This window comes from Achromobacter sp., assembly GCF_057314935.1.
Genome location: NZ_DBHKZA010000051.1, coordinates 1 through 17,366 on the forward strand (window position 1 = coordinate 1; position 17,366 = coordinate 17,366).

The window sequence follows — 17,366 nt, forward strand, 5'->3', positions numbered from 1 at the left end:
GTGGTCCGCGCAGGCGCCAGCCCGATCAGGCAAGAAAAAACCCCAGGGCAAGCTGCGCTGGGGTTTTTTTAGCGGTCGCGGATGGCGATCTGGCGCTTACAGGCCCGGCTGCTGCTCGTCGTCTTCCGAACCGTCCTCACCGCGCGCCAGGCGCTCGGTGTTCTTCACGCCGGTGTGACGCACGTCGGCGCCCTTGACCATGTAGATCACGCGCTCGGACATGTTCTTGGCGTGGTCGCCAATGCGTTCCAGCGCGCGCGCGATGAAGATCATGTCGATGGCGCGCGAAATGGTGCGCGGGTCTTCGATCATGTAGGTGATCAGGTGGCGCAAGGCCCCCTTCCATTCCTTGTCCACTTCCTTGTCGCTGCGCACGACGGCGGCGGCCTGGATCGGGTCAAGGCGGGCGAACGCGTCCAGCGCCTGGTGCAGCATGGTGCGCACATTGGCGGCCATGTGGCGCAGTTCGATCACCGGGATGTGGCGCAGTTCGGCCTCGTGTATGCGACGGGCGACGGTCGCGACCTTTTCGGCCTCGTCGCCGGAGCGCTCCATGTCGGTCAGCATCTTGGACACGGCCATCAGCATGCGCAGGTCGATGGCGGTAGGCTGATGCCGGGCCAGGATGCGGCTGATGCTTTCGTCGATTTCGACTTCGTGGCGGTTGACTTCCTTTTCCCGCTCACGGACCTTCTCCACCAGCGACAGGTCGCCCGTGGCCAGCGCGTCGATCGCTTCCTGGATCATGGCTTCCACCAAGCCGCCCATTTGCAAGAACTGCGAACGGACGCTTTCCAGATCGGCGTCGAACTGCTTGTTTGTATGCTCCGTCATCCGGGCTCCCTGCGTGGTTGATCTCATTGCATTGCCCCGAAATAAGAGAATTACGAGATGGGCCTGCACAACCGGCAAGGTTATGACCCAAGTGTGACAAGATTATGAATCGAGCCCCCGTCGCCCGCAAGGCGGGCAAACGGGGCACCACACAGACTGCGCGGGGGACGGGGACGCTTACGCGGCGCGATCCAGGCGGCGGATGCCGTTCTGGGTGGCCAACAGCGCCACGTCGGCGCCGGCCAGCGCGAACAGGCCGCAGGTGACAACGCCCGGCAGGTTGTTCACGCGGGCTTCGAACGCGCGGGCGTCGGTGATGGCCAGGCCCGCCACGTCCAGGATGATATTGCCGTTGTCGGTGACGAACCCTTCGCGCAGACGCGGCTGGCCGCCCATGGCCGCCAGGGCGCGGGCCACCGCGGCGCGCGCCATGGGAATGACCTCCAGCGGCAACGGGAACTTGCCCAGGGTCTGGACCAGCTTGGATTCGTCAACGATGCAGATGAAGCGCTCGGCCACCGACGCCACGATCTTTTCGCGGGTCTGCGCACCGCCGCCGCCCTTGATCATGTGCAGATTGGCGTCGATCTCGTCGGCGCCGTCCACGTAGATCGGCATGGTCGTCACGTCATTCAGGTCCAGTACCTTCAGGCCGTGGCCGGCCAGGCGGGCCGCGCTGCGCTCAGAGCTGGCGACCGTGCCGGCGATGCGACCCTTGAAACGCGCCAGGCCATCGATGAACAGGTCGGCGGTAGAGCCGGTGCCCACGCCGATGATGGCGTCCGGGCCGGCGACCTGTTCGACGAATTCCAGGGCGGCGTCGGCGGCTTGTTGCTTGAGTTCTTGTTGGGAGAGCATGGCGGAGAAAACTACGGGAAGGTTGGTCAAGCCAGGAAATTTAGCATGCGACCGCAGGCCAGGCCCGCGACAGGATCGCGTGGGTGTCGGCGCCAGCCGCCAGTTCTCCGAAAATACCGCCGTCCGCTTGCAGGCGGCTGGCGACGAAGGCCTGCGCGACGGGTTCGGGCGCATGCTGGATCAGCAAGGCGGCCTGCCACAGCCGCGCCAGCCCGCCTGCGACACGACGCGCCTGGAATTCCGCGTGCGCCGGATCGGCCAGCAAGGCCCGCCAGCGCGCCACGGCGTCGTCGAATGCGCGATGCCGCCCGGCCGCCTGCGCGAATTCCTGCTCCAGCGCGGGCAAGGCTTCGGGTTCGCGCTGCAGCGCCCGCAGCACGTCCAGCGCCATGACGTTGCCAGACCCTTCCCAGATGGAATTGACCGGCGTTTCCCGATACATCCGCGGCATCGGCCCTTCTTCCACATAACCGTTGCCGCCCCAGACCTCCATGCATTCTGCCACCGCATGAATGGCGCGCTTGCAGATCCACAGCTTGGCTGCGGGCGTGCCGACGCGCACCAGGGCGCGCGCCCGGCTGTCGGCCCGCGCGTCCACCGCCCGCGCCAGCCGCAGCGCCAGCACCATGGCCGCTTCGCTTTCCAGCGCCAGGTCGGCCAGCACATTGCGCATCAGCGCCTGCTCGATCAACGGCTTGCCGAAGGCAAGCCGATGCTGCGCGTGATGCAGGGACTGCACCAGCGCCTGCCTGAGCAGCGCGGCGCTGCCCAGCACGCAGTCCAGCCGGGTCGTCGCAGCCATTTCCAGCAACACGGCCAGGCCCCGCCCGGGCTCGCCCACCATGACGCCCCATGCGCCTTCGAATTCCACTTCGCCGCTGGCGTTGCTGCGGTTGCCCAATTTGTCTTTCAGCCGGCGCACGCGGATGGCGTTGCGCGGGCCGTCTGGAATCCAGCGCGGCACGAAGAAGCAGCTCAACCCTTCATCGGTTTGCGCCAGCACCAGGTGCGCGTCCGCCTGCGGCACGGAGAAAAACCATTTATGGCCCACCAGTTCGTAGGCGTTGCCCCGGCCCGGCGCGCCCAGGGGCACGGCGCGCGTGCTGACCGCGCGCAAGTCGGAGCCGCCCTGTTTTTCGGTCAACCCCATTCCGATCAATGCGCTGCGCTTGGCGGACAGCGGCGCATCGGCCGCGTCGAACTCGCGCGAATACAGCGCGGGCAGCCACTGCCCGGCAAAGTCGATGGCGCCCGCCGGTTCGCGCTGCAGCAGGGGCACTGCGGCAAACGTCATGGTGGTGGGGCACAGCGTGCCGGCTTCCACCTGCCCCTGCATCAGGTAGGCGGCGGCCCGCGCCACCTGCGCGCCCGGCACTGGTTGCGCCCAGGCGCGGCTGTGCAGGCCGCGGGCCAGGATGCCGCTCATCAGCAGGTTCCAGGCGGGATGGAATTCCACGTGATCGATACGGTGGCCGCCGCGGTCGTAGCCGACCAGCCTGGGTGGGCAACGGTTGGCCTCGGCGCCAGCGGCCAGCGTCTGCGCCCGCCCCAGCCAGGCGCCATGCGCGGCCAGGTCGCCCGCCCAGCTTTCAGCCCCCTCGCGCCGCACCGCCTCGCGTAAAGCGGGGTCGGTGTCGTACAGGGAATAGTCTTCCAGGGGCGGAACCTGATTCTGTACGGTATGCGTCGCGAACGATGACATGGCTGCTCCGTGCAAACTCCGCTATCTGGCCATCGGCGCCACCAGCGCCCAGGGCCGCAGGGCCTCGACCTGCGCCGCCAGCTCCAGCAGCAAGGCTTCGCTGCCCAGCGGGCCCATGACCTGGATGCCGATCGGCAGGCCCTCTGACGACACGGCAAACGGAATGGAGATCGCCGGCATGCCGGTCAGGTTGGCAAGCGGTGCGAACGGCGAATAACCGATCACGCCCTTCTTGCCCAGACGGTAGGCCAGGTAGTCGGCGTTGTCCATGGCATAGCGGCCAATGGGCGCCGGCAGCTGCGCCAGGACGGGGCTGAGGAACAGGTCATAGCCCTGCGCGCCGTCCCGATGCAGGAAGCGTCCGATGCGGCGGGTGATTTCGTGGCAGGTATCCACGCAGGCCACGTACTGCGCGCCAGAAATGGCGCGGGCGTATTCGCGGGCGCCCAGGGTGGTGGGCTGCAATTCATCGGCCGCCAGCCGGCGGCCGCGCGCCGCCACAAAGGTGTCGATGGCGTTGGCCGCGGCACTGGCGATCAGCGGCAACATCGGCGACAGCACTTCCTCGGATCCCACCGGCGGCGCGGCCGGGACCAGTTCGTGGCCCAGCCCGGCAAAGAGCCGCGCGGCCTCGTCCACGGCGGCAGCCACTTCCGGATGGATCGCGCCGCCCTCGTACGTGGTGTTGAGGAACGCGATGCGGCGGCGGGGTGCCGCGTGCGGATCGGCCGAGACCCGCGCCGCCACGGCGCGGTAGGACTCGGCCGGTATCGCCGGCGCCGCATAGGGCGCCCCCACGTCGGCGCCCGCGCTGATGTCCAGCGACGCGGCGCAATCGCGCACCGACAGGGTCATCATGTGTTCGGTCGCCAGGCCGCCCCAGCCTTCGCCCTTGAGCGGCCCCAACGGCATGAGCCCACGGGACGGCTTCAGGCCCAGCACGCCGCAGCACGAGGCCGGGATGCGGATGGAGCCGCCGCCATCGCTGCCGTGCGCGATCCGCACCATGCCGCTTGCCAGCGCCGCGCCCGCGCCGCCGCTGGATCCGCCGGCGCTGTGGCCGGCTTTCCAGGGGTTCTGCGTGGGGGGCCCGTAGGCCGGCGATTCGGTGGTGGGGCTCAGGCCCAGTTCGGCGCTGGTGCTGCGGCCGAACGGAATCAGGCCCGCGCGGCGGTAGCGTTTGACGATTTCGGCATCGACATTCCAGTCGACGTGGCCGTACAGCACCGAACCCATCGCGCTGGGCAAGCCCAACGCCGCCGTGCCCAGGTCCTTCAGCAAGGTAGGTACGCCCAAAAAGGGCCGGCTTTGCAATTGCGCCACGCGCTGCTCGGGCGTCAGCCCGGCCAGTTCGTCGTCCAGCGCCTGGGCCAGGCGCAGCCCGGTTTCGGGCTGCATGCCGCAGGCTGCGTTGATCGAGGGATTGCGCGCCGCTACCCGGTCCACCGCCTGCTGCATCGCAGCAAGCGCGGTCGTGACCCCTTGGGCGATATCGGCGCCCAGCGCCGTCGCGTCGAGGAAAGAGGAATCATGGCGTTCAGCGGTGCTCATGCTTGCGATGCTCCAGGGTTCGACGGCAACTTGCCGCACATGCCAGGATATCGACAGTCCGCCTGGGCAACAAGCTCGCAGGCCGACCCTCGCCCCTTCAACGAGACGTGCGCTGCCCGGAGAAACGGATCAGATCGCGCCGCTGGCGGGCGTGCGAGGGACGTCGGCGTCTTCGTTCACGTCGCTGTCGGCCTCGCCCTCCGCCTCGGCATCCGTCCCTGCCCCCAATAAGCGCAAGGCTTCCGCCTCGGGCAAGGCTTCGACGCTTTTCAGGTTACGGAGCATCGCTCGGGTGCGCACTTCGGTCTGGCCGATCTTGTTGCTGGCCGTGTCGAGCGTCTTCTTGACGCTGGCCAGCGCTTCGCCGAACTTGCCGAATTCGGTCTTGACCGCGCGCAGCACCTGCCAGACCTCGGACGAGCGCTGCTCGATGGCCAGCGTGCGAAAGCCCATCTGCAGGCTGTTGAGCAAGGCGGCCAGATTGCTGGGCCCGGCCACGTTGATGCGCAGGTCATGCAGCTTGTCCAGCAGGCCAGGGCGCCGCAGCACTTCGGCGTACAGGCTTTCCGTGGGCAGGAACATGATGGCGAAGTCGGTCGTATGGGGCGGCGCGACATACTTGCTGGCGATCAGCCTTGCCTGCACTTCGACCGCGCGGCCCAGGGCGGCGCCGGCCGCCTTCACGCCTTCGGCGTCCGCCGCTTCCTGGGCGTCCATCAGCCGCTCGTATTCTTCCTTGGGGAATTTCGCGTCGATCGGCAGCCAGACCGGCTCGCCGCCGTCGCCCCGGCCCGGCAGGCGGATGGCGAATTCGACGACGGCATCGCTGCCCGGCACCGGCTTGATATTGCTGGCGTATTGGTCGGGCGTCATGTTGTCTTCGATCAGCCGGGCCAGTTGCACTTCGCCCCAGGTGCCGCGCGACTTCACGTTGGTCAGCACCCGCTTCAGGTCCCCCACGCCGGCCGCCAGGGCCTGCATTTCGCCCAGGCCCTTATGCACGGCCTCCAACCGGTCCGACACCAGCTTGAAGGACTCGCCCAGGCGCTGCTCCAGCGTGGCATGGAGCTTTTCATCCACGGTACGGCGCATTTCGTCCAGCTTCGCGCTGTTGTCCGTCTGCAACGATTGCAGGCGTTGGTCCACCGTGGCGCGCACCTCCATGAGGCGGCGTTCGTTGATCTGGATCAGCCCCTGCAGCTGCTCGCCGAATCCGGCGGCGAAACGCGCCAGGGACTCGGCGGATTCCGCGCGCGAGGCCTGGGCGTCGCGCGACAATCCGGCGCGCAGGTCGCCATGCGATTGCGACAACTCCAGCCGCAATGCGCGGGTGGATTCCGCGAATTCGCTGCGCAAGCCGCGCTGGCCTTCCGTGATGTCCGCGCGCAGGGCGCGCTCGGTGCGCTCCAGGCCTTCAAGCAGCGCGTCCAGCCTGGCGTCGCGGTCGGGAGGCCGCAGCCACGCCAGCACGGCCGCCAGGCAAGCCAACACCGCGCCACCGGCGGCGATCCAAAGCAGTATGTCGTTCAAAAGAGGCCTCTCCAAAGGCGGAATTGTAGGACGCATCAGCGCCGCGTTGTAACCAAACGACATCAAGTTTGACGCCCGCTTCGGTCCAGCCGGCGCGTAACGGGATTAAACTGCCCCCAACTCTGAACCACCGCACGATCTCATTTGAATCCCGCTGATCTTCCATCCTGTCGACCCGCGGTGTCGTTCCAGTCGGTTTTCGGACCGCTGGATCTGAACGCCGAGCGTCCGCTTGCGACGGGCGGCGACCGCCACATTTTCCAGCACCCCCACGCGCCGTCTTTGCTCGTCAAAGTGATGGACATGCGCGCCCGCGCCGTCTATCTCGAAGCCCGGCCATTCAAGCGCTGGTACAAGCAGTACCAGCGTGAAAGCGCCTACCGCGTCTATCTGAACGAACTGGCCGAATACGTCACGACGACCACCCGCCCCTCCGGCGTGTGGCAGGTGCCCATGGCGCGCATCCTGGGGGTGGCGCAGACCACGCTGGGACTGGGCCTGCTGGTCGAGAAGATCACCGACCCGGCGGGCAATATCGCCCCCACGGTGGCCGATCTGGCCCAGCAAGGCTTGGTCGACGACGTTTTTTTCGGGCAGCTCGACGAGTTCTTCGCGGATCTGGCCGACGCCCACGTCGTGCTGCATGACGTGTCGGCCAGCAATATCGCCTGTGGCCAGAACGCCGACGGCAAGCAAGGCCTGTACCTGATCGACGGATTCGGCGTGCTGCCGCTGATCCCGCTCTACGCGTGGAGCAAGTCGCTGAACCGCAAGCGCATCGCGCGCAAGTACAAGGAAATGCGGGATGCGCTGCGCGAGCGCATCCAGGGCGCCGGCGGCGCCTAGCGCGCGTTCGGCCGCGGGTCTTCGGGCAACACGATGCCCTGGCGGTCCACCCATACGTAGTCGTGTCCGGCGCGTTGCCCCCGCCGCAACGGGTTGCGCGTGCAGACCGCGGCGTAGGCGGGATCCACATAGCGGTAATGCAGATGCTCGTCCCGTCCGGGCGGGATGCCCAGCCGCGTGGTGCAGATCAATGCCTGGGGCGAATCGCCCACGTCCTCGACATAGAGCGCGTCCGGATCGAAACGGCGCGCGTCCCACTCCGGAACTTTCAAACCCAACGACCGGCACAGCAGCGTCTGTCCGGCGCACAGGCGCGACGGCGGACGCGGCTGGCCTTGCGCGTCGGGATTGAGCTGCTGCATCCGCGCCAGCGCTTCGGGGCCGGAGCGCGCGTCCGTCCACGGATGGCCTGATTTGATCAGCACGGCGTTGCCGGGGCCGGCGGCGCTGAAGTTCAGCGAATCGCCGCCCCGCGCGTAATACATGTAGATCACGCCGCCGTCCATGAACAGGGCCCGGCGCTTGTGGGTGTAGCCCAGCGAGGCGTGGCTGCCCTTTTCTTCCAGATAGTAGGCTTCGGTCTCGATGATGCGCACGGCAAGCCACAGGCCGTCCACGCGATGGCGGATGACCTTGCCCAGCAGATCGCGCGCCAGTTCGGATGCGTCGCGGTCAAAAAAGGCATCGGGCAACGCCGAACCGGCGCTGCCCGATGCCTGGATGGGGGATGCCATCGCCGCGGGCGTCGTGTCAGGCGAACCGTGCGCCGTAACGCTTTTCGCTGAAACCCACGGTGACCTCGCCGTCCGGCGTGACCGTGACGGGGCGGCGCACCAGCGCGGGGTATTCCGCGATCAGCTTGCTCCATTGGGCGTCGGTGTGCGCGGTCTTGCGGTCTTCGGGCAGGTTGCGCCACGTCATCGACGTGCGGTTGACCAGCTTTTCCCAGCCGCCGACTTTTTCCGACCACGCCTTCAGCGTGTCGGCCGGCACGGGATCATCGCGGTAGTCGACGAACGCGTGCTCGACGCCATGCGCCGACAACCAGTCGCGCGCCTTGATGCAGGTGCTGCACTTGGTCAGGCCATACAGGGTGGTTTGTGGCTTCATTTGGATTCGGACTCCTTGCGCCATTGCAGGCGGTTGGCCAGGATCACGCAGGTGCCCACCGCCAGGATGAACAAGGTGGCAAGCGCGTTGATCTCGGGTTTCAGGCCCAGGCGCACGCGCGAGAACACTTCCATCGGCAGCGTGCTGGAACTGGGGCCGGACAGGAACGACGCCAGAACGACGTCGTCGAGCGACAGTGTGAACGACAGCAGCCAGGCCGAGGCCAGCGCTGGCGCGATCAGCGGCAGCGTGATCTTGAAGAACACGGTGATGGGCGTGGCGCCCAGGTCCAGCGCCGCCTCTTCCAGCGACCGGTCCAGGTCGCGGATCCGGGTCTGGATGACGACCGCCACGAACGCCATGCACAGCGTCACGTGCCCGACCCAGATCGTGAAGATGCCGTTTTCCGCCGGCCAGCCCAGGCTGCCCCGCAGTTCCACGAACATCAGCAGCAGCGAAATACCCAGCACGACTTCGGGGATGACCAGCGGCGCGCTCAGCATGCCCACGTACAGCGAGAACCCGCGAAAGCGCCCCATGCGGCCCAACACGTAGCCGGCCCACGTGCCGATGATGACGGCCGCCGTCGCCGTCATCGCCGCGATGCGGAACGACAGCCAGGCCGACCGCAGCAGCGCGTCGTCATTGAACAGCGCGTGGTACCAGCGGAAGGAAAAACCCGCCCACGACGTGACGGTAGGCGACTCGTTGAACGAAAACACCATCAGGCTGACGATGGGCACATACAGGAAGAAGTACCCCAGCCCCAGCACCACGGCGCGCAATGTCTTGTTGGGGCCCTTCATTTGCGGCCTCCGCCAGCCTGTTCCTGCTGCTTGACCTGGTTGTACTGGAAGTAGACCAGCGGCACGAGCAGCAGCAGGACCATCACGCAGGTCACCGCCGAGGCCATCGGCCAGTCGGCGTTATTGAAGAATTCGTTCCACATGACGCGGCCCATCATCAATGTATTGGCGCCCCCCAGCATTTCCGGGATCACGTATTCGCCGACGGCCGGAATGAACACCAGCATGGCCCCGGCGATCACGCCCTGGCGCGACAGCGGCACGGTGATCTGCCAGAACGCCTGCCAGGGCTTAGCGCCAAGGTCGTAGGCCGCCTCCAGCAGGCGCAGGTCCATCTTCACCAGCGTCGCGTACAGCGGCAGGATGAAGAACGGCAGGTACGCATAGACCATGCCGATGTAGACCGCGACGTCGGTGCGGTAGATTTCCAGCGGACTGGAAATCAGCCCCAGGCTTTGCAGCAGGTTGTTCAGCAGGCCGTCGTTGCGCAGGATGCCGACCCAGGCGTACACGCGCAACAGCAGCGACGTCCAGAACGGCAGGATCACGCCCAGCAGCAGCAGGTTGCGCACGCGCGGCGAAGACCGGGCGATGTAGTACGCGATGGGGTAACCGATCAACACGCAGATCAGCGTGGTGATGCCGGCGATCTTCACCGAACTCAGGTAGGTCTTGAAATACAGGCTGTCGGTGAACAGCAGGATGTAGCCGCGCAGGTGCAGGCTGAACTGCACCGCCTCGTCCTTGAATTCCGCCAGCGCCGTATAGGGCGGGATGCCGAACGTCACTTCGGCAAAGCTGATCTTCAGCACCAGCAGGAAAGGCAGCAGCAGGAACAGCACCAGCCAGGCGAACGGCGGCACCACCGCCAGCGCCCGGCCCGACGGCAACCAGTCGCGGGGCGAAAACCGCATCATGACGCCAGCACCGTCGCGCTGTCGGCGTCCCAGCTGACGAAGATCTCTTCGTCGATGCCCGGGGCGTCCATCTGGGCCAGCAGCAGGCTGGGCACGCTGGCCTCGACCGTCTTGCCGGAATCCAGGCGGATCTGATAAAGCGCGTAGCTGCCCATCCAGGCCATGTGGCTGACCATGCCATGGGCCCAGTTGTATTCGCCTTCGGGCTGCTCGCGCGACACCACCAGGCGCTCGGGCCGGATGGAGACGTGCACTTCCATGCCCAGCGGTTCGGAGACCCCATGGTTCACGAACAGCGGCCGCGTCAGTTCAGCGCATTCGATCGCCACGTGGTCGGGCTCGTCGACCACGATGGTGCCGGTGAACATGTTGGTCGAGCCGATGAAGCTGGCGACGAAGCGCGAATTCGGGAACGCGTAGACGTCTTGCGGCGTGCCGCACTGGACGATCTGCCCTTCGGTCATGACGGCCAGGCGGTGCGCCATGGTCATGGCCTCTTCCTGGTCGTGGGTGACCATGATGCAGGTCACGCCGACCTGCTCCAGGATCTTCACGAGTTCGATCTGCGTCTTCTGGCGGATCTGCTTGTCCAGCGCCGACATGGGCTCGTCCAGCAGCAGCAGCTTGGGCCGCTTGACCAGGCTGCGCGCCAGCGCCACGCGCTGCTGCTGGCCGCCCGACAGCTGGTTCGGCTTGCGGCGCGAATAGCCCGCCATCTGGACGAGGTCCAGGGCTTCGAACACGCGGTCGTGGATTTCGGCTCGGTCCACGCCTTCCTGCTTCAGGCCGAACGCCACGTTGGCTTCGACCGTCATGTGCGGGAACAGCGCATAGGACTGGAACATCATGTTCACAGGACGCCGGTACGGCGGCACGCCGGTGATGTCTTCGCCGTCCAGCAGTATCTGCCCGGATGTCGCTTCCTCGAAACCCGCCAGCATGCGCAGCAAGGTGGACTTGCCGCTGCCGGAGCTTCCCAGCAGCGCGAAGATCTCGTTGCGCTTGACGGACAGGTTGACGGAACGCACGGCGACCACATCGCCAAAAATCTTGACCACATCGGAGACCCGGACGAATTCGTCCGGATCTACCGTATGCGGCGCCGAGTAACGGCTATCGCTCATGATGACTTATCTTCCAGACTTCAGCTCGGACCACATCCGGTTTTGCAGGCGTTGTACGTTCAAGGGCAGCGCCTTGATCACGTACAGGGTCTTGGAGACTTCCGCCGGCGGGTAGATCATGGGGTTGTCGGCCACGTCCTTCACCACGTACTGCCGCGCCTCTTTGTTGGCGTTGGGGTAGAACATGGTGTTGGTGATGGCCGCATGCACCTTCGGCGTCTCGATGTAATTGATGAACGCCAGGGCTTCTTCAGGATGCGGGGCATCCTTCGGGATGACCATCAGGTCGAACCACGCGGGCGCGCCGCCCTTCGGGATGAAGTAGTTCACTTCATACGTCTTCTTGGCTTCTTGCGCGCGCTTGCGGGCGATCATGACGTCACCCGAAAAACCGTAGACCATGCACAGGTCGCCCACGGCCAGTTCGTCGATATAGCCCGAGGAGCTGAACTGGCGGATGTACGGGCGGATCTGCTTCAAGACATCCAGCGCGGCCTTGTAGTCGTCCGGATTGGTGCTGTTGGGATCCTTGCCCAGATACTTCAACACCGCGGGGAATACCTGCGCGGCCTCGTCCAGCATCGAAATGCCGCACTCTTTCAGCTTGGCGGCGTTTTCGGGCTTGAAGATCATGTCCCAATTGGCCAGGTCGACGTTGTCGCCCATGATCTGCTTGACCTTGGTGACGTTGTAGCCCAGGCCGTTCGTGCCGTAGCCCCAGGGGATCGCGTACTCGTTGCCGGGATCGACGGTCGCCACCAGCGCCATCACTTCCGGGTCCAGGTACTTCCAGTTCGGGATCTTGGACTTGTCCAGCTTCTGGAACAGGCCGGCCTCGATCTGGCGCGAGGCGTAATGGGTGGACGGGACAACGACGTCGTAACCCGACTTGCCGGCCAGCAGTTTGGCCTGCAACGTGTCGTTGCTGTCGTAGACGTCATAGCGGACCTTGATGCCGGTTTCCTTTTCGAAACCCGGAATGGTGTCCGGCGCCGTGTATTCGGCCCAGTTGTAGACGTTGACGACCTTGTTCTGCGCGACCGCCGACGATGCCGATGCCGCGACCAACACCGCGCCTAGCGCCCAGCGCATTCCCGCCCTTAGTTCCATTACGAGCCCCCTTTGCTGTATGCCGTGTATGACAGGACTACCAAAAGGCGAAATCATAAAGCCTTTTGGCGCTCGCCCGCCCAACTTTGCGGGCGGGTCGACGCAATTAGGGCCCGATGGCGGCAAATAGGCGCCTGGGCCCGGATCAAGGCTGGACGCCGATGCCCCAGGCGGTCCAGTAGCTGTCGCGCAGCTTCATCCAGAAGCGGTCGCCCTCTTCGCCCGCCACTTTGACCAGCGACCGGCGCAGGCGGTCCAGGTTGCCTTGGCGCTGCCGTTCCGACAGCGATCCCAACGTGCCCCGGTCGAAATCGATCAGCCAGACCTGGCCGTCGCCCCCGATCAGGATGTTGAAGGCGTTCAGGTCGGCGTGCCAGACGCCCGCGCGGTGCATGCGGACGATGGCGTCAGCCACCGCGCCCCAGAGCGGCTCGGCCAGCGCGTGGGCCAAGGGGCGCACGCCCGGAATCCGCTCCACCACGATGGCGGCGCGGTAGATGGGACCTTGGCGCCAATAGGCGGCGGCCAGCGGCGCGGGCACGGCCAGGCCCTGGGCGCGCATGGCGGCCAGCAGCCGGTATTCGCGGAAACTGCGGGTGCGGTCTTCGCCGTTCCAGAGGTAGGCGTCGCGGCTGACGCGGGCGATCATGCCGCCGCGGCGGTAGCGCCGCAGCACCCCCTGCCAGCCCTGCCCCTGCACGAACCAGGCCGCCTGGCGGCCGCCCGCGTCCACGGGGCGGGCCCGGTCTCCGTAATGGGCCGGGTTGAAGATTTCCGGGCCCGATCCGGCCAGGCGCGACGCGTCGCTGAGCATGGCGCCGGCAAGCGGCCCTGGCCAGGCCTGGCGCTGGGCGCCTCCCCGCGTATCCTCAGCCTTCACGGTTGCGCATCCAGTCGGCGACGCCATAGAACGATTCCAGCAAGCGCTCCACCAGCGGCGGGGCGATGCCCTGGTCTTCCATGGCGCGTCCGATGCAGGTCACCCACTGGTCGCGCTCGATCTCGCCGATCGAGAACGGCAGGTGGCGCGCGCGCAGGCGGGGGTGGCCGAAGCGTTCAATATAGTGGTCGGGGCCGCCGAAGTAGCCGCACAGGAACCAGAAGAGCTTGTCGCGCGTCTGGTCCAGGCTGGGGCCGTGCGCGGCGCGGAGCTCCTTCAGGTCGGGCTCCATGTCCATCAGGTCGTAAAAACGGTCGACCAGCGCGCGCACGCCGGGCTCGCCGCCAAGAAGGTCAAAAACGCTGCGGGTATTTTCCACGGGTTCAGTAATGGTTTGGACGCGGGACGTCATCAAGTTTCTCTAAGGGTGACGAGCGGCGGCGTACGCAACACGCCGCGCAGGGCCAGGGCGCCGCCCGCCCAGGCGCCCAGCATACCCGCGCCGATGCCCGCCAGCCACGGCCAGAGGCTGAGGGTAATGGTGAAGTCGAACACCTGGGTTGATAAAACCCAAGCGATCGCGGTGGCGCCGGCAGCCGCCAGCAGGCCCGCCAGGCCGCCCACGGCCCAGAGCTCGATGCGCTGGGAGCGCGCCAGCTGGCTGCGCGTGGCGCCCAGCGCCCGCAACACCGCGGCTTCGCGCATGCGCTCGTCGCGGGTGGCCGTCAGCGCCGCCGACAGCACCAGCACGCCGGCCGCCAGGGTGAACAGGAACAGCAGCTGGACCGCCTTGCCCACTTCATTCAGCACGGACTGCAATTGCTGCAGGATGGCGCCCACGTCGAACACGGTCAGGTTCGGGAATTCGCGCACCAGCGCGGGCAGCACCGCCGCCTTTTCAGGCGGCAGGTAGAAAGAAGTGATCCAGCTTTGGGGCATGTCGGCGAGCGCCGCCGGGGTCAGGATGGCGAAAAAATTGACGCGCATCGTATCCCAATCCACGCGCCGGGTGCTGGACACGGCCGCCTCGACCTGCTGGCCGGCCACGTCGAAGGTCATTTTGTCGCCCAGTTTCAGGCCCAGCGTCTTGGCCAGGCCCGACTCCAGCGACACCTCGGACGAACCGGGCGCCAGCCAGCGGCCCTGCTCGATCTTGTTGGACGAGGGCAACTCGTCGCCATAGGACAGGTTGAACTCGCGATCCACCAGCCGCTTGGCGCGAGGTTCTTCGTAGTCGTCCGGCCCGACGGGCTTGCCGTTGATGGCGATCAGCCGCCCGCGCACCATCGGCGACAAGTTGATGCGGCCCAGGCCTTCGCGAGTCAGCGCATCGGTCACGGCCTGGCGCTGGTCGGGCTGCACGTTGATCAGGAAACGGTTGGGCGCGTCCGGCGGCATGGTGCGCTGCCAGCCCTGGATCAGGTCGGTGCGCGTCATCGTCAGCAGCAACAGCGCCATCAGGCCGACCGCCAGCGCGCAGACCTGCGTGATGGTGGCCGCCCGCCGGCGCACCACCCCGGCCAGCGCGAAACGCAACGCGGGCAGCCCCGAGGCCAGGCCGCGCACGCGCGCCAGGCCCAGGATGCACAGCCACGCCACCAGCGCGAACACGGCGAAGGCGCCGAGGAATCCCCCCGCCACCACGCCGCCCAGCTTGGCGTCGCCCGCGAACCACCAGATCAGCAGGGCAAAGCCCGTGGCGCCCAGCGCGTAGCCGAATGCGCTGCGGGCGCTGATCGTGTCGGCGTCGCGCCGCAGCACCCGCGCCGGCGGCACGTGGCGCAACTGCGCCAGGGCGGGCAAGGCAAACCCCAGCAGCAGCAACAGCCCGGTCAAGAGGCCCTGCAAGGCGGGAATGGCGGACGGCGCGGGCAATTGGGTGTCGATCAACGACCCCAGCAGCATCACCAGCACCTGGTGCACCGCATAGCCCAACAGGCAGCCCGCGGCGGAAGAAAACAGGCCGACCAGCGTGAACTCGAGCGTCAGCATGCGCGAAACCTGCGACTGCACGGCGCCCAGGCAACGCATGACGGCGATCCCGTCGCGGTGCCGGGTCATGTAGCGGCCGGCGGCAAGCGCCACCGCCACCGCCGAAATCAGCACGGCCAGCAGCGCCACCAGCGACAGGAAGCGCTGCGCGCGGTCCAGCGTGCGGCGCACCTCCGGCCGGCCGGACTCCAGCGTGGCGACCTTCTGGCCGCGCTTCAGGTTCTGGTTGAGCCAGGCTGAATACGCGGCCACCGCGTCGGGCTGGCCGGCAACCAGCATGGCATAGCCGATGCGGCTGCCTGGCGCGATCAGGCCGGTGGCCGGCAGGTCGCTTGCGCGCAGCAGCACGCGCGGCGCCACATTGACGAACTGCATGCCACGGTCGGGTTCGTAGGTGATCACGCGGTCGATGCGCAGATGCGCGTCGCCCACGTTCAGGGTGTCACCCACCTTCAGGTTCAGCAGCGACAGCAATTGGGCGTCCACCCAGACGGCGCCCTCAGGCGGGATGTCGCGGGTCGGCGCGTCCGCGGCGAACGGGGCCTCGGCCACTCGCAGGGCCCCGCGCAGCGGGTAGCCCGGCTCTACCGCCTTCAACGCCGCCAGTTGCGCGCCGTCGCCCGCCCCGACCATGGACGGGAACTGCCAGGTGCTGGAAAGCGCCAGGCCGCGCTCGCGCGCCTGGTCCAGGAACGCGGCAGGCACGGGTTCGTCGGCGTCCAGCACCAGGTCGGCGCCCAGCATCTGGCCGGCATCGCGTTCCAGCGCGCGTCCGACGCGATCGGCCAGGAAGCCCACGCTGGTGACCGCAGCCACCGCCACCACCAGCGCCAGCACCAGCAGGCGCAGTTCGCCCGCCCGGGCATCGCGCATCATCATCCTGGCGCCCAGGCGCAGGGTGGACCAGAAACCGGGGCGCTTGGCTTGTGACATATCAGGGAAATCCATCATTCATCTATGTTAACTAACCGTCTGAAACGGAACTGAATCCCGATATCATCCCGGGGCGGGAGGCAAAGCCGCCCATAAAGATACTCAAAACCGGAGAAGACAATGCGTAAATCCTGGCTTGCGGCCACGATCCTGGCCGCCTGCGCGGCCGCCACCTCGCTGCCCTCGGCAGCCCAGACCACCCTGAAGATGGCCTACGCCCTGTCGACCTCTTCACACTACGGCGCCGGCGCCGACGCCATGGCCAAGTCCATCGAGGCCTCGTCCGGCGGCAAGTACAAGGTACAGCAATTCGCCAACAGCGCCTTGGGCGGCGAACGGGAAGTCATCGAGGGCCTGCAGATCGGCACCATCGACCTGGCCATCGTTTCGACAGGCGCCACCCTCAATTTTGTTCCCGAGACTGGGGTTTTCGATATCCCCTTCCTGCTGCGTGACCTGCAGCACGCCCGCACGGTGCTGGACAGCAAGATCGGCCAGGACATGCTGGCCAAGTTTCCCAGCCGCGGCATCGTCGCGCTGGCCTGGGGCGAACAGGGCTTCCGCCACCTGACCAATAACGTGCGCCCGGTCAAGACGCCGGCCGACGCCAAGGGCCTGAAGATCCGCACCACGGAAAACCCCATCCACATCACGGCTTTCCGCCAGATCGGCATCCTGCCCACGCCCATGGCCTGGCCCGAAGTGGCCACCGCCCTGCAGCAAGGCACCATCGACGGCCAGGAAAACCCGCTGTCGGTGATTACTTCGGCCAAGCTGTCGCAAATGCAGAAGTACCTGTCCTTGACGGGCCACGTGTATGGCCCCGCCCTGGTGCTGATGTCGGCCAACGTCTATGACGGCCTGTCGGCCGCCGACAAGGCCAACTTCGACAAGGCCGGCAAGGACTCCGCCCTGGCCATGCGTGGCTATGTCGACAACATCGAGAAGACGGGCGTCGAGCAACTGAAGAAGGAAGGCATGCAGGTGTCCGAGGTGGATCGCGCCGCGTTCGCCGCTGCCGTCGAGCCGGCCTACCCCGAGTACTACAAGAAGTTCGACAAGAAGCTGATCGACTCGATCCGCGACACCAAGTAAGCCGGGCCACCGCCCCGGTTCGGCGCTGCGGCGGGATCGATATCCCGCCGCTTGCCATCCCCCAAAGTCCTTTGCGCC

16 protein-coding genes are annotated in these 17,366 nt (G+C 66.7%); 2 read left to right on the plus strand and 14 right to left on the minus strand.

All coding sequences use genetic code 11. From position 1 onward, the window contains the following. Nucleotides 1-96: 96 nt before the first annotated feature. The 5 genes from phoU to ACO6D5_RS18835 all read right to left on the minus strand — a co-directional run bounded on the left by phoU (nt 97) and on the right by ACO6D5_RS18835 (nt 6,511). Nucleotides 97-834: a phosphate signaling complex protein PhoU gene (gene phoU / locus ACO6D5_RS18815; RefSeq protein WP_315847223.1), complete on the minus strand. Its 738-nt coding sequence runs from the start codon at nt 832-834 to the stop codon at nt 97-99. A 177-nt stretch (nt 835-1,011) separates the two neighbouring features. Continuing rightward, a complete protein-coding gene (rpiA, locus tag ACO6D5_RS18820) occupies nt 1,012-1,692 on the minus strand; it encodes a ribose-5-phosphate isomerase RpiA (protein ID WP_315847224.1) in 681 nt (226 codons plus the stop codon). Between the two features lie 40 nt (nt 1,693-1,732). Then, nucleotides 1,733-3,394, minus strand: a complete 1,662-nt coding sequence (locus tag ACO6D5_RS18825; RefSeq protein ID WP_315847225.1) for an isovaleryl-CoA dehydrogenase — start codon at nt 3,392-3,394, stop codon at nt 1,733-1,735. A 21-nt stretch (nt 3,395-3,415) separates the two neighbouring features. Then, nucleotides 3,416-4,945: an amidase gene (locus ACO6D5_RS18830; protein WP_485826191.1), complete on the minus strand. Its 1,530-nt coding sequence runs from the start codon at nt 4,943-4,945 to the stop codon at nt 3,416-3,418. Between the two features lie 129 nt (nt 4,946-5,074). Beyond that, nucleotides 5,075-6,511, minus strand: coding sequence for a DNA recombination protein RmuC (locus tag ACO6D5_RS18835; protein ID WP_485826192.1), 1,437 nt, complete (start codon nt 6,509-6,511; stop codon nt 5,075-5,077). 108 nt (nt 6,512-6,619) lie between these two features. Here ACO6D5_RS18835 and ACO6D5_RS18840 point away from each other — a divergent pair, with 108 nt between their 5' ends. After that, on the plus strand, nt 6,620-7,321 hold the full coding sequence (locus ACO6D5_RS18840) for a YrbL family protein (RefSeq protein WP_315847175.1): 702 nt from the start codon (nt 6,620-6,622) through the stop codon (nt 7,319-7,321). Here the strand turns inward: ACO6D5_RS18840 and ACO6D5_RS18845 are convergent. The 9 genes from ACO6D5_RS18845 to ACO6D5_RS18885 all read right to left on the minus strand — a co-directional run bounded on the left by ACO6D5_RS18845 (nt 7,318) and on the right by ACO6D5_RS18885 (nt 16,211). Next, nucleotides 7,318-8,055 carry a DNA-3-methyladenine glycosylase gene (locus ACO6D5_RS18845; RefSeq protein WP_088590652.1) on the minus strand — a complete coding sequence of 246 codons (738 nt, stop codon included), beginning with the start codon at nt 8,053-8,055 and terminating at the stop codon, nt 7,318-7,320. The two genes, ACO6D5_RS18840 and ACO6D5_RS18845, sit on opposite strands and share 4 nt — an antisense overlap. Before the next feature lie 16 nt (nt 8,056-8,071). Continuing rightward, on the minus strand, nt 8,072-8,431 hold the full coding sequence (locus ACO6D5_RS18850) for a Spx/MgsR family RNA polymerase-binding regulatory protein (protein ID WP_485826193.1): 360 nt from the start codon (nt 8,429-8,431) through the stop codon (nt 8,072-8,074). Then, entirely contained in the window at nt 8,428-9,237 is an 810-nt protein-coding gene (locus tag ACO6D5_RS18855) for an ABC transporter permease subunit (RefSeq protein ID WP_006224896.1), read from the minus strand. Before ACO6D5_RS18855 ends, ACO6D5_RS18850 begins: the two co-directional genes overlap by 4 nt. Beyond that, entirely contained in the window at nt 9,234-10,154 is a 921-nt protein-coding gene (locus ACO6D5_RS18860; protein ID WP_035213161.1) for an ABC transporter permease subunit, read from the minus strand. Before ACO6D5_RS18860 ends, ACO6D5_RS18855 begins: the two co-directional genes overlap by 4 nt. Further along, nucleotides 10,151-11,278: an ABC transporter ATP-binding protein gene (locus ACO6D5_RS18865; RefSeq protein ID WP_485826194.1), complete on the minus strand. Its 1,128-nt coding sequence runs from the start codon at nt 11,276-11,278 to the stop codon at nt 10,151-10,153. Before ACO6D5_RS18865 ends, ACO6D5_RS18860 begins: the two co-directional genes overlap by 4 nt. A 6-nt stretch (nt 11,279-11,284) precedes the next feature. Beyond that, on the minus strand, nt 11,285-12,388 hold the full coding sequence (locus tag ACO6D5_RS18870; RefSeq protein WP_088590650.1) for a polyamine ABC transporter substrate-binding protein: 1,104 nt from the start codon (nt 12,386-12,388) through the stop codon (nt 11,285-11,287). Nucleotides 12,389-12,533: 145 nt separating this feature from the next. Then, on the minus strand, nt 12,534-13,268 hold the full coding sequence (locus ACO6D5_RS18875; RefSeq protein WP_315847172.1) for a 3-deoxy-D-manno-octulosonic acid kinase: 735 nt from the start codon (nt 13,266-13,268) through the stop codon (nt 12,534-12,536). Continuing rightward, nucleotides 13,258-13,680 (minus strand): group II truncated hemoglobin, encoded by a 423-nt coding sequence (locus ACO6D5_RS18880; protein ID WP_485826195.1) that lies wholly within the window; start codon nt 13,678-13,680, stop codon nt 13,258-13,260. Before ACO6D5_RS18880 ends, ACO6D5_RS18875 begins: the two co-directional genes overlap by 11 nt. Further along, on the minus strand, nt 13,680-16,211 hold the full coding sequence (locus tag ACO6D5_RS18885; RefSeq protein WP_485826196.1) for an ABC transporter permease: 2,532 nt from the start codon (nt 16,209-16,211) through the stop codon (nt 13,680-13,682). The genes ACO6D5_RS18880 and ACO6D5_RS18885 overlap by 1 nt, the downstream gene beginning before the upstream one ends. Nucleotides 16,212-16,313: 102 nt before the next feature. On the opposite strand from ACO6D5_RS18885, the gene ACO6D5_RS18890 reads away from it, so the two are divergent. Next, nucleotides 16,314-17,288 carry a TRAP transporter substrate-binding protein gene (locus ACO6D5_RS18890; RefSeq protein ID WP_006224903.1) on the plus strand — a complete coding sequence of 325 codons (975 nt, stop codon included), beginning with the start codon at nt 16,314-16,316 and terminating at the stop codon, nt 17,286-17,288. The last annotated feature ends 78 nt before the right edge of the window (nt 17,289-17,366 follow it).

What these genes read in the sequence shown, in the direction of transcription:
- phoU (WP_315847223.1), bottom strand. Translation starts at nt 834, where the DNA reads ATGACGGAGCATACAAACAAGCAGTTCGACGCCGATCTGGAAAGCGTC.
- rpiA (WP_315847224.1), bottom strand. Translation starts at nt 1,692, where the DNA reads ATGCTCTCCCAACAAGAACTCAAGCAACAAGCCGCCGACGCCGCCCTG.
- ACO6D5_RS18825 (WP_315847225.1), bottom strand. Translation starts at nt 3,394, where the DNA reads ATGTCATCGTTCGCGACGCATACCGTACAGAATCAGGTTCCGCCCCTG.
- ACO6D5_RS18830 (WP_485826191.1), bottom strand. Translation starts at nt 4,945, where the DNA reads ATGAGCACCGCTGAACGCCATGATTCCTCTTTCCTCGACGCGACGGCG.
- ACO6D5_RS18835 (WP_485826192.1), bottom strand. Translation starts at nt 6,511, where the DNA reads ATGCGTCCTACAATTCCGCCTTTGGAGAGGCCTCTTTTGAACGACATA.
- ACO6D5_RS18845 (WP_088590652.1), bottom strand. Translation starts at nt 8,055, where the DNA reads ATGGCATCCCCCATCCAGGCATCGGGCAGCGCCGGTTCGGCGTTGCCC.
- ACO6D5_RS18850 (WP_485826193.1), bottom strand. Translation starts at nt 8,431, where the DNA reads ATGAAGCCACAAACCACCCTGTATGGCCTGACCAAGTGCAGCACCTGC.
- ACO6D5_RS18855 (WP_006224896.1), bottom strand. Translation starts at nt 9,237, where the DNA reads ATGAAGGGCCCCAACAAGACATTGCGCGCCGTGGTGCTGGGGCTGGGG.
- ACO6D5_RS18860 (WP_035213161.1), bottom strand. Translation starts at nt 10,154, where the DNA reads ATGATGCGGTTTTCGCCCCGCGACTGGTTGCCGTCGGGCCGGGCGCTG.
- ACO6D5_RS18865 (WP_485826194.1), bottom strand. Translation starts at nt 11,278, where the DNA reads ATGAGCGATAGCCGTTACTCGGCGCCGCATACGGTAGATCCGGACGAA.
- ACO6D5_RS18870 (WP_088590650.1), bottom strand. Translation starts at nt 12,388, where the DNA reads ATGGAACTAAGGGCGGGAATGCGCTGGGCGCTAGGCGCGGTGTTGGTC.
- ACO6D5_RS18880 (WP_485826195.1), bottom strand. Translation starts at nt 13,680, where the DNA reads ATGACGTCCCGCGTCCAAACCATTACTGAACCCGTGGAAAATACCCGC.
- ACO6D5_RS18885 (WP_485826196.1), bottom strand. Translation starts at nt 16,211, where the DNA reads ATGATGGATTTCCCTGATATGTCACAAGCCAAGCGCCCCGGTTTCTGG.
- ACO6D5_RS18890 (WP_006224903.1), top strand. Translation starts at nt 16,314, where the DNA reads ATGCGTAAATCCTGGCTTGCGGCCACGATCCTGGCCGCCTGCGCGGCC.